The 13,971-nt window shown below is 71.7% G+C and carries 11 protein-coding genes and 1 pseudogene; 9 read left to right on the forward strand and 3 right to left on the reverse strand.

The window, feature by feature from the left end; translation table 11 throughout:
* The 5 genes and pseudogenes from AB0J58_RS01120 to AB0J58_RS01140 form a co-directional block, all read left to right on the forward strand.
* Window positions 1-329 (forward strand): annotated as a pseudogene (locus AB0J58_RS01120) (AMP-binding protein); the annotation flags it as partial.
* A 159-nt stretch (window positions 330-488) separates the two neighbouring features.
* Window positions 489-2,624, forward strand: a complete 2,136-nt coding sequence (locus AB0J58_RS01125) for a condensation domain-containing protein (RefSeq protein WP_364209032.1) — start codon at window positions 489-491, stop codon at window positions 2,622-2,624.
* The gene (locus tag AB0J58_RS01130) at window positions 2,621-6,412 is read left to right on the forward strand and encodes an amino acid adenylation domain-containing protein (RefSeq protein WP_364208553.1); all 3,792 of its coding nucleotides are present in this window, start codon (window positions 2,621-2,623) and stop codon (window positions 6,410-6,412) included. The genes AB0J58_RS01125 and AB0J58_RS01130 overlap by 4 nt, the downstream gene beginning before the upstream one ends.
* On the forward strand, window positions 6,409-6,627 hold the full coding sequence (locus tag AB0J58_RS01135; protein ID WP_343983256.1) for an MbtH family protein: 219 nt from the start codon (window positions 6,409-6,411) through the stop codon (window positions 6,625-6,627). Before AB0J58_RS01130 ends, AB0J58_RS01135 begins: the two co-directional genes overlap by 4 nt.
* The gene (locus AB0J58_RS01140; protein ID WP_364208556.1) at window positions 6,624-7,352 is read left to right on the forward strand and encodes an alpha/beta fold hydrolase; all 729 of its coding nucleotides are present in this window, start codon (window positions 6,624-6,626) and stop codon (window positions 7,350-7,352) included. The genes AB0J58_RS01135 and AB0J58_RS01140 overlap by 4 nt, the downstream gene beginning before the upstream one ends.
* Before the next feature lie 9 nt (window positions 7,353-7,361).
* Here AB0J58_RS01140 and AB0J58_RS01145 read toward each other — a convergent pair whose 3' ends face one another.
* The gene (locus AB0J58_RS01145) at window positions 7,362-8,243 is read right to left on the reverse strand and encodes an alpha/beta fold hydrolase (RefSeq protein ID WP_364208559.1); all 882 of its coding nucleotides are present in this window, start codon (window positions 8,241-8,243) and stop codon (window positions 7,362-7,364) included.
* 249 nt (window positions 8,244-8,492) lie between these two features.
* On the opposite strand from AB0J58_RS01145, the gene arcC reads away from it, so the two are divergent.
* From arcC to AB0J58_RS01160, 3 genes are all read left to right on the forward strand, one after another.
* Window positions 8,493-9,401 (forward strand): carbamate kinase, encoded by a 909-nt coding sequence (arcC, locus tag AB0J58_RS01150; protein ID WP_343983247.1) that lies wholly within the window; start codon window positions 8,493-8,495, stop codon window positions 9,399-9,401.
* A 27-nt stretch (window positions 9,402-9,428) separates the two neighbouring features.
* Complete coding sequence (locus tag AB0J58_RS01155) at window positions 9,429-10,520, forward strand: ring-opening amidohydrolase (protein WP_364208562.1); 1,092 nt, start codon at window positions 9,429-9,431, stop codon at window positions 10,518-10,520.
* 65 nt (window positions 10,521-10,585) lie between these two features.
* A complete protein-coding gene (locus AB0J58_RS01160; RefSeq protein WP_364208565.1) occupies window positions 10,586-11,140 on the forward strand; it encodes an SseB family protein in 555 nt (184 codons plus the stop codon).
* Here AB0J58_RS01160 and AB0J58_RS01165 read toward each other — a convergent pair.
* The gene (locus AB0J58_RS01165; RefSeq protein ID WP_364208568.1) at window positions 11,061-12,080 is read right to left on the reverse strand and encodes a hypothetical protein; all 1,020 of its coding nucleotides are present in this window, start codon (window positions 12,078-12,080) and stop codon (window positions 11,061-11,063) included. The genes AB0J58_RS01160 and AB0J58_RS01165 overlap by 80 nt on opposite strands.
* The gene (locus AB0J58_RS01170) at window positions 12,059-13,051 is read right to left on the reverse strand and encodes a hypothetical protein (RefSeq protein ID WP_364208571.1); all 993 of its coding nucleotides are present in this window, start codon (window positions 13,049-13,051) and stop codon (window positions 12,059-12,061) included. Before AB0J58_RS01170 ends, AB0J58_RS01165 begins: the two co-directional genes overlap by 22 nt.
* 204 nt (window positions 13,052-13,255) lie before the next feature.
* Between AB0J58_RS01170 and AB0J58_RS01175 the strand changes: the two genes are divergently transcribed.
* Entirely contained in the window at window positions 13,256-13,957 is a 702-nt protein-coding gene (locus AB0J58_RS01175) for an A24 family peptidase (protein WP_364208574.1), read from the forward strand.
* Window positions 13,958-13,971: the final 14 nt, after the last annotated feature.

Consider the following 13,971-nt stretch of genomic DNA (forward strand, 5'->3'; position numbering starts at 1 on the left):
ATCAGACGCCGTCGGCGTTTTATCAGTTGATGGCGGCGGAGCGGGATCTGGGTGGGGTGGATCTGTCGTTGCGGTATGTCATCTTCGGCGGGGAGGCGCTGGAGGGCGGCCGTATCGCCGAGTGGCATGGTCGTGGGATCTCCCTGGTGAACATGTATGGGATTACCGAGACGACGGTGCACGTCACTTATGCGCCGCTGAATGTGGACAGCGCGGCCGGATTGATCGGGGTGGGAATTCCGGATTTGCGGTTGTATGTGTTGGATGAGTTTTTGCGGCCGGTGCCGGTGGGTGTGGTGGGGGAGTTGTATGTGGCGGGTCCGGGGTTGGCGCGGGGTTATGTGGGCCGGGCGGGATTGACGGCGGAGCGGTTCGTGGCGTGTCCGTTCGATGGTTGTGGTGGGCGGATGTATCGGTCGGGGGATTTGGTGCGGTGGGGGCGGGGTGGGGGGTTGGAGTATGTGGGCCGGGTTGATCAGCAGGTGAAGGTGCGGGGTTTTCGGATCGAGTTGGGGGAGGTCGAGGCGGTGCTGGCGGCGCATCCGCTGGTGGCGGATGTGGCGGTGGTGGTGCGGGAGGATCGGCCGGGGGACCGGCGGCTGGTGGCGTACGTGGTGGCGGACGCGACGGACACGACGGTGGATCTGTCGGGTGGGTTGGATGTGGGGGGTTTGCGGCGGTTCGCGGGGGAGGTGTTGCCCGATTACATGGTGCCGTCGGCGGTGGTGGTGGTGGAGGTGTTGCCGTTGACGGGGAACGGGAAGCTGGATCGGGCGGCGTTGCCGGCGCCGTCGGTGTCGGGGTCCGGGGTGGGGGCCGGGGTGGTGTCGGGTGGGGTGTTGTCGGCGCGTGAGGAGGTGTTGTGCGCGCTGTTCGCGGAGGTGCTGGGGGTTGAGCGGGTGGGGGTGGACGAGGGGTTCTTCGATCTGGGTGGGGACAGCATCGTGGCGATTCGGTTGGTGGCTCGGGGGCGTGCGGCGGGGGTGGTGTTCTCGCCTCGGGATGTGTTCCGGTATCAGAGTGTGCGGGAGTTGGCCGCGGTCGCGGTCGAGGAGCGGCAGCGGCGGGGTGAGCCGGAGGAGGCGGGGGTGGGGTGGTTCCCCGCGACCCCGATCATGGCCTGGCTGAATGACCTGGCCGGGCCGATCGGTGACTTCAGCCAGACGGTCGTCCTGCAGGTTCCTCCCGGGTTGGGGTTGGATCGTCTGATCTGCGCGGTGCGGGTGGTGCTGGATCACCATGACGTGCTGCGGTTGCGGATGTCGGTGGACGGGGGGTATGAGGTCGCTCCGCGGGGGGCGGTGGTGGCCGAAGGGTGTGTGCGGCGGGTGGAGGTGTCGGGGGAGCCGGAGGATCTGGCCGTCGTGGTGGCCGAACAGGCGGCGCTCTCGCGGTCGGGGTTGGATCCGGTGGCCGGGCGGTTGGTCCGGGTGGCGTGGTTGGATGCCGGGCCGGAGGTGTCGGGCCGGTTGGTGGTGACGGTGCACCATCTGGCGGTGGACGGGGTGTCCTGGCGGATCCTGCTGCCGGACCTGTTCACCGCCTGGCACGCGGCCGGCCGGGAAGCGGCCCCGCTAGCGGCGGCTCACGAGGAGAACGTCCGCCAGACGGCCCCGCGAGAGGCGACCGCTCAAGAGGGAGCCGCGCTGGAAGCGGCCACTCAAGAAGCGGTCGGTCGGGGAACCGTCCCGGTGCTGGAGCCGGTGCCCACCTCCTTCCGTACCTGGGCACACCGCCTGCACGACGAGGCGGCCCGCAGGGTCGGCGAACTCGACCACTGGACCCGCACGCTCGGTGGCGGCACCGGGCGGCTGGACCCGTCCACGGACACCTTCGCCACCCAGCGCCACCTCACGCTCGAACTTCCCGCCGATGTCACCGTTCCGCTGCTCACCCGGCTCCCGGCGGCGTTCCGCGGCCGGGTCAACGACGTGCTGCTCGCCGGGCTCGCCCTGGCCGTGACCCGTTGCACCGGGCAGCGGGAGGTCCTGCTCGACCTGGAGGGACACGGCCGTGAGGAGATCTTCCCCGACGTCGACCTGTCCAGGACCGTGGGCTGGTTCACCACCATCCACCCCGTCAGGATCGACGCGGGTCCCGCCGACTGGACCGACCTTCCGGGGCCCACCGCCGCGCGGGCGATAAAACGGGTCAAGGAGCAGCTCCGTGCGACTCCCGGCGAAGGCATCGGTTACGGCCTGCTCCGCCACCTCAACCCCGTCACCGCGCGGGAGCTGGCCCGCTGTCCCGTACCGGAGCTGGCTTTCAACTACCTCGGCCGCGTCGAGGCCGCCACAGGTGCGGACTGGTCCCCGGCGCCTGAGTCGGAGGCGGTGGGCGGTGGGCACGCGGACGACCTCGCGCTCCCGCACGCGCTGGAGGTCAACGCCCTCACCAGGGACCTGCCGGACGGGCCGCGCCTCTCGGCGACCTGGTCGTGGGCCGGGCGCCTGTACGGCGAGGAGCAGGTCAGGGAGCTGGCCGAGGCGTGGTTCACCGCCCTCACCGGCCTGTCCCGACACACCGGAGACGGCCTGACCCCGTCGGACCTGCTGATTTCCATCAGCCAGGAAGAGATCGACGCGTTCGCGGCGGAACTCGACGCGGAGTGGAGCGCACGGTGAGCCAGCTTGAGGACATCCTGCCGTTGTCGCCGCTGCAACAGGGCCTGTTCTTCCACGCCGTGTTCGACGAGGCGGCGCCCGACGTCTACACCGCGCAGCTCGTGCTGGAGCTGGAGGGCGCCCTCGACGTCCCCGCGCTGCGGGACGCGGCCTGCCGGCTGGTGCACCGCCACGCCAACCTGCGGGCCTCGTTCCGGCAACGGGCGGGGGGCGATCCCGTGCAGCTGGTGCACCGGCGGGTGGAGGTGCCGTGGCGGGAGGTGGCGGGAACCGACGCCGAGACGGTGGCCGCCGAGGAGCGGGCCCGGCGGTTCGACCTGTCCAGGCCGCCGTTGATGCGGTTCGTGCTGGTACAGAGTGGCCCCCAGAGATACCGGCTGGTTTTCACCAACCATCACATCCTGCTGGACGGCTGGTCGACACCGCTGCTGGCGGCCGAGCTGTTCGCGCTGTACTCGGGCCGGGAGCCCGCCCCCGCGCCGCCGTACCGCAACCATCTGGCCTGGCTGGCACGCCAGGACCGGGCCGCCGCGCGGGAGGCGTGGTGCCGCGCCCTGGACGGGGTCGCCGGGCCGACCCTCGTAGCCCCGGACCTCGCCACCCGGACGCCGGTGAATCCCGGACGCGTCCGAGCCCGCCTCGACGAGGACCTCACCGGCCGCCTCACCTCCGTGCTGCGCGCCCGATCGCTCACCCTCAACACGGCGGTCCAGGGGGTCTGGGCGCTGCTACTGGCCCAGCTGACCGGCCGCGACGACGTCGTCTTCGGCGGTACGGTCTCCGGCCGCCCACCCGAGCTGCCCGGCGCCGAACGCATGATCGGGCTGTTCATCAACACCCTGCCGGTCCGGGTACGGCTGCACCCCGCCGAGACCCTGGCCGGGCTGCTCGAACGCCTCCAGGCGGAGCAGTCCGAGCTGTTCGCCCATCACCACCTCGGCCTGTCCGACATCCAGCGCGCCTGTGGGCTGGGGCGGCTCTTCGACACCATGACGGTCCTGGAGAACTACCCTCTCGACACCGCGACCCTGAACGACCGTTCCGCGGAAGCGGGCGTGGAGGCGGGACTGCGGCTCGCGGGTGCCTCGGGCAGCGACGCGACCCACTACCCGCTGGCCCTGGCGGTCGTCCCCGGTGAGCGCCTCTCCCTGCGGCTCGATCATCGCCCCGACGTCGTCCCGCACGCCGAGGCCGTCGGGCTCCTGGACAGGCTCGTCCTTCTTCTCGGGGCCGTCGCCGCCGACCCCGAGCTGCCGCTCGCCCGGCTCGACCCGCTCTCCGCCGACGAGCGCGTCCGGATCCTTGACGAGTGGAACGGCCCCGAATCCCCTCCCGTGCCCGAGGCCGCGGCGACGATCGCGAGTGTCTTCGCCGAGCGGGCGCGGCGGACGCCGGACGCCGAGGCCGTCGTCGGCGACGATTTCTCCCTCAGCTACGCCGAGCTGGACGGCCGGGCCAACCGGCTGGCTCACCGGCTGATCGGGCTGGGCGTCCGCCCTGAGACGCCGGTCGCGGTCCTGCTCGACAGGTCCGCCGACGTGGTCGTGACGACCCTGGCCATCGCCAAGGCGGGGGGAGCCTACGTCCCGATCCATCACGGCTACCCACCGGACCGGATGAGCTGGGTGATGGCCGACACCGGCGCTCCGGTACTGGTAACCGACCGCTCCCCCGGATTCGAGCACGCCGCCCAGGTGGTCCGGGTGGACGAGCCCGTCCCGGCCGATCCGGCACCGCCGGAGCCACGGGTCGAGGTTCACCCCGAGCATCTCGCGTACGTCATCTACACCTCGGGTTCGACGGGAACGCCGAAGGGGGTCGCGGTGCGGCAGCGCGACGTCGTGGCCCTGGCCGCGGATCACAGGTGGGAACGGCACCGGCGGGTGCTGATGCACTCGCCGCACGCCTTCGACGCCTCCACCTACGAGATCTGGGTGCCGCTGCTCCGCGGCGGCACCGTCGTCGTCGCGCCGCCGGGCGACCTCGGTCCCGACGCGTTCGCCGGTCTCGTCGCCAGGCACCGCCTGACCGCGCTGTTCATCACGACTGCACTGTTCAACCTGGTCGCGGAGGAGGCGCCGGGCACGTTCGCGCCGCTCGCCGAGGTCCTCACCGGCGGTGAGGCCGCCTCGGCCGCGGCCATGCGCCGGGTGCTGGCGGCCTGCCCGCGGACCCTGCTCGGCCATGTCTACGGACCCACCGAGACCACGACGTACGCCACCCACCACCCTGTCTCCGCTGTCTCCCGCGCCGGTACGCCGCCCATCGGGCGGGCCATGGACGGCATGCGCGCCTACGTGCTGGACGGCTTCCTGCGGCCGGTCCCGCCGGGGGCGCCGGGCGAGCTGTACCTGGCGGGCGCCGGGCTGGCCCGCGGTTATCTCGGCCGCCCGGCGCTGACCGCGGAACGGTTCGTCGCCTGCCCGTACGGCGGGCGGATGTACCGGACCGGGGACGTGGTCAGGTGGTCGGCGGACGGCGAGCTGGAGTACCTGACCCGTGCCGACCGCCAGGTCAAGCTCCGGGGATTCCGCATCGAGCCGGCGGAGATCGAGGCGGCCCTGGCCGGGCACCCGGATGTCGTCCAGGTGGCCGTGACCGTCCGTGACCGCCGCCTGCTCGCCTACGTGGTCGGCGCCGTGGCGGCCGAGGAACTGCGGCGGTTCGCCGGGCGGACGCTCCCCGAGTACATGGTGCCGTCGTCGGTGATCGGCCTGGACGCGCTGCCGCTCACTCCGAACGGGAAGGTGGACCGCGCCGCCCTGCCCTCGGAGTCCGCTCCCGCCGCGGGGCGCGACCCTCGCACCCCCGAGGAGGAGTCGCTCTGCCGGCTGTTCGCCCAGGTGCTCGGCCTGGAGCGGGTCGGCGCCGACGACGGGTTCTTCGACCTGGGGGGTGACAGCATCGGCGTGATCCGGCTGGTCTCCCTCGCGGCGCGGGAGGGGCTGGTGATCAGCCCGCGCGAGGTGTTCGCCCACCAGACGGCCGAGGCGCTCGCCCGCGCGCGGGGGAAGAGCGCGCGGGACCTGGGAGAGGGCGGGCTGGAGATGCTGCTCCCACTGCGTGCCTCGGGTTCCCGGCCGCCACTGTTCTGCGTGCACCCCGGTGCCGGGCTCGGCTGGCCGTATGCGGGACTGCTCCGCCATCTCGGCCCCGACCAGCCCCTTTACGCCTTCCAGGCCAGGGTGTTGGCCGAGCCCGACTACGTGGCCCCGTCGATCGAGGCGATGGCCCTGGACTACCTGGAGCGCCTGCTCCAGGTCCGGCCGCACGGGCCGTACCGGCTGGCGGGCTGGTCCATGGGCGGCCTGATCGCCCACGCCATGGCCGTGGAACTGCGCGAGCGGGGGGAGGAGGTCGCGCTGCTGGCGCTGCTCGACTCCTACCCGGGCCAGGAGATCAACCCGGACGAGCGCGATGTGCTAGTCGAGTTGCTCTCGGCCATCGACTACGACGGGCCGGGCGAGATCGGCGACGTCGTGGAGTTCCTGCGCGAGCGGGGCGGCCCGTACGCCACGCTGGACGAGCGGACGCTGACGGCGGTCTACCGGAACTACCGGAACGGTGTGAAGATTTCCGAGGAGTACGTACCGAGGATGTTCGAGGGGGATGTGCTCTTCGTGACCGCTGCACACGGCCACGAGGAGGGCGGTCCCACGGCTGCCGACTGGAAGCCGTACGTCACCGGTGCCATCCATGATCACCAGGTCGCCTGCGACCATGCGAACATGTTGAGTCCCGGGCCCGTCGCGGAGATCGCCGCCCTTCTCAGAGAGGACACAGAGTGAGCAGCAACCCGTTCGAGGACCCCGAGGGCGTCTATCTGGCGTTGATCAACGACGAGGGCCAGTACTCTCTCTGGCCCGCCTGGTCGGAGATCCCGGCGGGCTGGACCGTCGCCTTCGGCGAGGACTCCAGGCAGGCCTGCCTGGACCACATCGAGGCCAACTGGACCGACATGCGGCCCAACAGCCTGATCCGGGCACACGAGGGAAACGTATGACCTGGCTGCGCTGCGCCTCCCCCCGCCCGGGGGCGACCACGCGGCTGTTCTGCTTCACGCACGCGGGCGGGTCGGCCACCGCCTACCGGGACTGGCCCGCGCTGCTACCCGGCTCCGTCGAGCTCCACGCGACGCAGCTGCCAGGCAGGGCGGACCGGTTCGGAGAGCCGTCGCCGGAGGACATGGACACGCTGGCCGACCTGGTGACCGAGGCGATGTCGCCGCTGCTCGACCGGCGTTTCGCGCTGTTCGGGCACAGCATGGGAGCGACGCTCGCCTACGAGGTCACGCGCCGCCTGGAGGCCAGAGGACTCGCCCCGGCGCGGCTGCTGGTGTCCGGGGCGAGGGCACCGCACGAGTCCCGGGAGAGGCGCGCGATCTCGGAGTACGACGACGACCGCCTCGTCGCCGAGCTGGCCAAGCTCGGCGGTACCGAGGCGGAGATCCTCTCCCACCGGGCGATGCGCGAGATCGTCCTGCCCTACATCCGCGCCGACTTCCGGCTGGTCGAGGCCTACCGCCATCGCCCGGGGCCCCCGCTGTACACCCCGATCTCCGCCCTCGTCGGCGACGCGGACCCGGAGGTCACCCCGGCCCAGGCCAAGTCGTGGGAGGCCCGCACGATCTCCGACTTCTCTCTCACGGTCTTTCCCGGCGACCACTTCTACCTGCAGCCGCAGCGCGCGCCGGTGGTCGGGGAGATCACCCGGCTGCTCGCGGGCTGAGCGAGCCGATCAGAGGATGAGCGCGAAGCAGTCCGGCCGGTAGCCGCGGGGCATCGGCCCGGGAGTCTCCAGCGCCTTGTTGACATAGGAGAGCATCACCGGATCGAGCGCCTCCAGGTTGTGCCCGATGGCACCCTCGATGATCCCCTTGAGCGGGCAGTCGTCCTGGAGCATCCGGTTGGTCACCTGCTCGGGCGGCCCCTCGACGAAGGTCGAGGCGGCCTCCTGCTCGGCCTTCAGCCCGAGCGCGGTGTAGTCGACGCCGGGCTCGACCATGGAGGGGGTGTTGAGCTCCTTCATCAGGGCCGAGTCCGAGCGGAGCTCGTCGCAGACCGTCTCCCCGCCGCAGCTCCTGCGCAGCTCCCCGGTCAGCTCGTGGTGCGGCGCCCCCAGGGTGACCAGCTCGGACACCTTGCCCGACCCGCCCTCCGAGCGCAGGTACGCCCGGGGGACGATCCCCCCGAGGCTGTGCCCGACGATCGCCACCTTCTGGGCCCCGGTGGCCTGGAGCACCCCGTCCACGAAGTCGCCCAGCGTCCGGGCCGAGCGCCTGATCGAGTTGCTCCAGCCGTAGTCGAGGGCGAAGACGCAGTAGCCCTGTTTGCTCAGGTAGGGGGCCGCGACGGGCCAGGTCGCCGCGCCGGTGCTTCTCGCGCCGTGCACGAGCACCACCGGGTACGGCGCGTCCTCGCCGGGCCGGCAGTCGAAGTCGTTGGCCTTCGACAGTCCCGCCGAGGCCAGCCGTCTGGCCTCGGCGACCATGTCCGCCTTGGGCGGCGGGGACGCGGACCGCCCGCCGGTGAGCGTGCCGGCCGCGACGGTGAGCACCGCGAACCCCGTCACGACACACAGGACGATCACGATGATGTGGCCGAGACGGAACTGCCCCACTCGATCTCTCCTCAGAAAGAACGCCGGACAAGAGCCTTTCTCGCGACCCCGCCCCGGAGCTATGCCCTGCCCGCACCTGTTGCCGCCCCAAAGTTGGCACTCCGCGACAAGCGATTCCCCTGCCGATGCCACAGCGGGGGCGTCTACGCCCCGGAAGGCCACCCGGCTGGCGGATTGTGTCGAAGAGTTGGCCTTCCTTGGGCAGTGAGTGCCCATGAGGCGAGGCGCGGGGGCCGTTAGCGTCAGCCTGTGGGTGAACGAGTACTGATCGCGCTCGGTGGCAACGCGATGACGGGGCCCGACGGCGGGGCCTCACCCGGCGACCAGCGCCGCGCGGTCGAGCAGGCCGTCCGCCATGTCGCCGCGCTCGTCGCGGACGGCCACCGGGTGACCCTCACCCATGGCAACGGCCCCCAGGTCGGCAACCTGATCCTGAAGAACCAGCTCGCCGCGCACGTCGTGCCTCCGGTGCCGCTCGACTGGTGCGGGGCGCAGACGCAGGCCACCATAGGCACCCTCGTCCTCAACGCGCTCGACGGCCGCGCGGCCGTCGTGGTCACCCGCACGCTCGTCGACCCCGCCGACCCGGCCTTCCAGGACCCGGTCAAGCCGATCGGCCGCTACTTCAGCGAGGCGGAGGCCCGTCGATTCGAGGAGCTCGGACAGACCTGGCGCCGCTTCGACCGGGGCTGGCGCCGCGTGGTGGCCTCTCCCGAGCCACTGGAGATCCTCGACGCCCCCGCGATCGCCGCGCTGGTGGCCGCCGGCTTCACCGTCGTGGCCGCGGGTGGTGGCGGCGTGCCCGTGGCCCGCGACGCCGGAGGGCGGCTGGGCGGGGTCGAGGCCGTGATCGACAAGGATCTGGCGGCGGCGGTGCTCGCCCGGGACGTGCGGGCCACGGTCCTGGTCATCGCGACGGACGTCCCGGGGGCCGTCGTCGGGTTCGGCACGGCCCAGGCCAGGCCCCTGGGCGCGGTCACCGCGGCCGAGTTGCGCGTACTGCACGCCGCCGGGCACTTCGCCGGCGGCAGCATGGGGCCGAAGGTCGAGGCCGCGCTGCGCTTCGTCGAGCAGGGTGGCGACCGGTCGGTGATCACCTCCCTGGAGAACATCGGGGCGGCGCTCACCGGTGAGAGCGGCACCGTGGTGCGAAAGTGAACACGACGCGATTGAAAGGTGGCAGGGATGCCGGAACCCATTGAAGTGCGCAAGGTGCCCATCGAGAGCGTGACCGACGCCTCCGGGCTGGCCCGGCTCATCGACGACGGGGTGATCGAGGCGCACCGGGTGCTCGCGGTGATCGGCAAGACCGAGGGCAACGGCGGGGTGAACGACTACACCCGGATCCTGGCCGACAGGGCCTTTCGCGAGGTGCTGGAGGCCAAGGGACATCCTTCCCCCCAGAGTGTGCCGCTGGTGTGGTCGGGTGGCACCGACGGCGTGCTCAGCCCGCATGCCACGATCTTCGCCACCACGGCGAACGCCGAGCCGAGCGACGAGCCGCGGGTGAGCGTCGGCATCGCGATGAGCGATGTGATCCTGCCCGAGGACATCGGCCGGCCCGCGATGGTGGAGAAGGTCGCCGCCGGAGTGCGTGAGGCCATGAAGCTGGCCGGGATCGACGACCCCGCCGACGTCCACTACGTCCAGACCAAGACCCCGTTGCTCACCCTGTCCACGATCAACGACGCCAAGTCGCGCGGCAAGGACGTGGTGATCGAGGACACCGGACCGTCGATGGACATCTCCAACTCCACCACCGCGCTCGGTATCGCCGTCGCGCTCGGCGAGATCGAGATGCCCGCCGCCGACCAGATCCACCGCGACCTGTCGCTCTACTCCTCCGTCGCGTCCTGCTCCTCCGGCGTCGAACTGGACCGGGCCCAGATCGTGGTCGTCGGCAACGTACGTGGCATCGGCGGCCGCTACCGGATCGGCCACTCGGTCATGCGGGACGCGCTGGACGCCGACGGCATCTGGGAGGCCATCCGCTCCAGCGGCATCGAGCTGCCCGACCGCCCCCATCCCTCCGACCTGGGCGGCCGGCTGGTCAACGTCTTCATGAAGTGCGAGGCCGACCCGTCGGGCAGCGTGCGAGGCCGCCGCAACATCATGCTCGACGACTCCGACGTGCACTGGCACCGCCAGATCAAGGCCACCGTGGGCGGCGTCGCGGCCAGCGTCACCGGCGACCCGGCCGTGTTCGTCTCGGTCGCCGCGGTCCACCAGGGCCCGAGCGGCGGCGGCCCGGTGGCCGCCATCGCCGACCTCGGCTGACGGGGACGCGCTCGGGCGGGGGCGGAAATCCTCCCCGAGCGCCACCGCGGGTAGGCTCCCGGTTCGTGCCGAGTATTCCGCAGCCCCTGGTCCCCGGCGACGACGGCGCCGCCGACGCCGCCGTGACATCCGCGCTCGCCGCCTTCACCGCGGGGGAGGCGGAGGCCGGTGCGGTCGTCGCCGCGCTGAGCGGGACACGGCTGCTCGTGCCCGTGGTCGCCCTGCTGAAGGAGTCGGAGATCGGCGAGCACGGGTTGCGGCAGGAGAAGGAGAGCGAGATGGCTCTGCCGAAGCTCGTCGGCGCGGACGGGCGCGAGGCGGTGCTCTCCTTCACCGGGATGGAGCCGCTGCGGCGGTGGCGCCGGGACGCCAGGCCCATCCAGGCCACGATCCTCCAGGTCTGCCAGGCGGCGGTGCACGAGAACACCGCCGCGGTGGTGATCGACGTCGCGGGCCCGGTGCCCTTCGTGATCGAGGGTGCCCTGCTGCGGGCACTCGCCGCGGTCAAGTCGGGCACCCTTGACGAGCTGGGCCCCGAGGTCACAGTGGCACGGATGGAAGAGATCGCCGAGCCTCCCAGACGTCGGCGGTTCGGTTGGCCACCGCGTGGACGAGGTTGATCGTCAGAATCGCCGGGGCGATCACGGCGACGAACCCGCCGAAGTCGCGTTCGAAGACCAGGGCGAGGATCACGGCGGTCACGCCGTTCTGCTGGGCAAGCCCCAGATGTACCCGGTCGATCAGCGGCAGGCCGTGGGTGAGCACCAGCGCGGCGACCATCTGCGCGGCGTACGCGGCCAGCCCGAGCAGCACACCCATGCCCATGTTCGTCCCGCCGACGAGCAGCAGGCCCATCAGGAACGCGGACAGCGCGAACGCCGCGCTCACCGCCCGCCCCAGCCAGCGCGCGTCGGGCATGCGCAGGTAGAGCCCGGCGGTCGCCAGGCCGAGCATGAGGGAGCTCCACGCGGCCGACACGACGGCCCCGACCGCCGTCAGGTAGGTCAGCACCGGCGGAGCGTTCCTGACCAGCCGCCAGAGCAGGTAGACCCCGGCCGCGAACAGCACGTTCAACCCCAGGTCGGCGAAGTACGAGGCCGACAGGCCGCCCCCTCCCGAGCCGCTGACCAGCGCCGCCGCGTAGACGGCCAGGATGATCGTCACCGGGTCGTCGAAGGAGGACCACGCCCCGAGGATCGTCTTCGCCTGGCTTGAGAGCCGGCTGTTCCGCATCACCCCGGCGACCGAGAGCGGGTCGATCTGGGCGACCACCACCGCCATGATCAGCGCCCGGGGGTCGCCCGAGACGAGGTAGACGACACCGGCGATGAACGCCGTCTTGAGCAGCACCCCGACGGTGACCGCGAGCACGATCAGCCGGGAGTGCTCCCTGGCCTCGGCGCGGTCGATCCCGTGCGTGCTGCCGTACAGGCCGATCGCCAGCAGCAGGCTGCTGAACAGCACGTACGCGCTTGAGTGTGCCAGATCACGCAGGCCGCCCAGGTCGGCGGCCAGCCAGCCGAGACCGACGGCGACGATCAAGAGCCCGATTCGGGCCACCGCTCACTCCCTGGGATGGGTCGCAGGTGCCCCTGAGGTTTCGCGGGGCGTTGTCGCTGGTTGATCGGCGGAAGGGTGAAGTGCCCGCGGATCATGTCCACGAGCTTGGCCATCTTGTCGTCGGCGATGTCGACCTTGCGCTGGTCCAGCGTCACCCCGATCAGGTAACGGGTCTCGTCGATCCAGTAGAAGAACATGGCCCCGCGCTCCACGTCGAGGACCGTGCGGATCAGAACGCCGCCCTCCAGCCGGCGCAGCTGCTGGTTGAGCCGCTGGGTGAGCCAGTTGAGCTGGTTGCCCGCCTTGAGATAGATCCTTCGGCGCTCCTCCGGGTCGGTGTCGTGGAAGAAGTGGGCCAGGTCCGCGTCGTCGAGCACGTCGGTGTAGAAGCAGCACCGCTGGTCGCCGAAGTAGGCCACGAAGTGCAGGTCCTCCTGGTCGACCATGGCGACGCAGCTGGTCAGCGCCTTCTCCACCGAGGGGCCGACGTCCGGCAGGGTACGGATCAGGATCTCCGACTCGCCGATCACCCTGCGCTTGGTGGCGGTGGGCAGCGGGCCCATCCCGGCCTCCAGGTACGGCAGGTAGAGGCCCCGGCGATACTGGACGAGCAGGTAGACGCCGGTGGCGACGGCGAACGCGCTCACCCCCGTGGTGATCAGGCCGTGCAGCTCGCCGGGCAGCCCGCCCTGCCAGAGCACGGGGCCGAACGCCGCCACGAACCCCAGCACCACCTCGACAGCCGCGGTGCCCGTCAGCGCGATCACCATCAGCACCGGCAGCCGTGCCCTGATCCGGCCGAGCACGGTGGAGATGAGGGCGAGCATCACGATCACCAGGACCACGGTGGCCGCGCGGGCCACGTCGTACTCCTCGCCCTCGATGTACCAGGCGAGCAGTTCGAGCAGCACCGGAAGGAGGACGAACGACGCGATGACCGCGGGCAGCTTGCTGAAGCGATCCGTGTCCACGCGCACCGTCCCTCCGGGTATAGGGATCGGATACAGCCTCTGTGATCATCGTGAGCCCCGTCAATGACCTTCGAGGTCACTTCGAGCCTTCGAATCCCCGGCGGGGCCGGGGTTCGCGGATTATGGTCGCTCCGTGAGCGAGTACGCCGACCGGGCACACCGGCCCCCCAGCCGTCTCCGGGTCTTCGGGGCGGTGGTGGTCTCGTGAGCCTCGTGGCGGCGCCGCTCCTCCCGGTCCTGGTGGCGGCCACGTCGGGTGCGGTGATCGGGCTGTGGACGCGGCGGGTGGTGGCCCGCCACTCGGTGCCCGACGGGGAGCGGCCCGGGCGGCCCCGGCCGGTGGCGGGGGCCGTGGAGGTGACCACCGCGGTGGTGCTGGCCGCTCTCGCACTGCGGGCACTGTGGCCCGGCACACCCGCGGGGACGGCGAGTACCGCGGTCGGCAGGGCGGGGGAACTGCTCGCCTTCGGGGGACTGGCGGTGGTCGCCGTCGCCCTGTCCTTCGTCGACGTCGCCGTCCACCGGCTGCCCGACCGGCTCACCCTGGCCGCCTACCTGGGAACCGCCGTACCGCTCGCCGCGTCGGCCCTCGTCGACGGCCGCCTCGGCGACCTGCTCGGCGCGGGTCTGGGCGGCCTCGCCCTGGCGGGCTTCTACCTGGTGCTGCTCCTGATCAATCCGGCGGGAATGGGGCTGGGCGACGTCAAGTTCGCGGCGAGCCTGGGCACCGCCCTCGGCTGGCTGGGCTGGGACACCCTGGTCACCGGGGCCTTCCTCGGCCTGGTGGCCGGGGGCGTCTACGGGGCCGCCCTGATGGTCCTGCGCCGCGCGGGCCGCAAGAGCGAGATCCCCTTCGGTCCCTTCATGGCCGTCGGCGCCCTCGCCGCGGTCCTCACCGCGCTCTGACCGCCGGCGGATGT

Source organism: Streptosporangium sp. NPDC049644 (assembly GCF_040675205.1).
GTDB lineage: Bacteria > Actinomycetota > Actinomycetes > Streptosporangiales > Streptosporangiaceae > Streptosporangium > Streptosporangium fukuiense.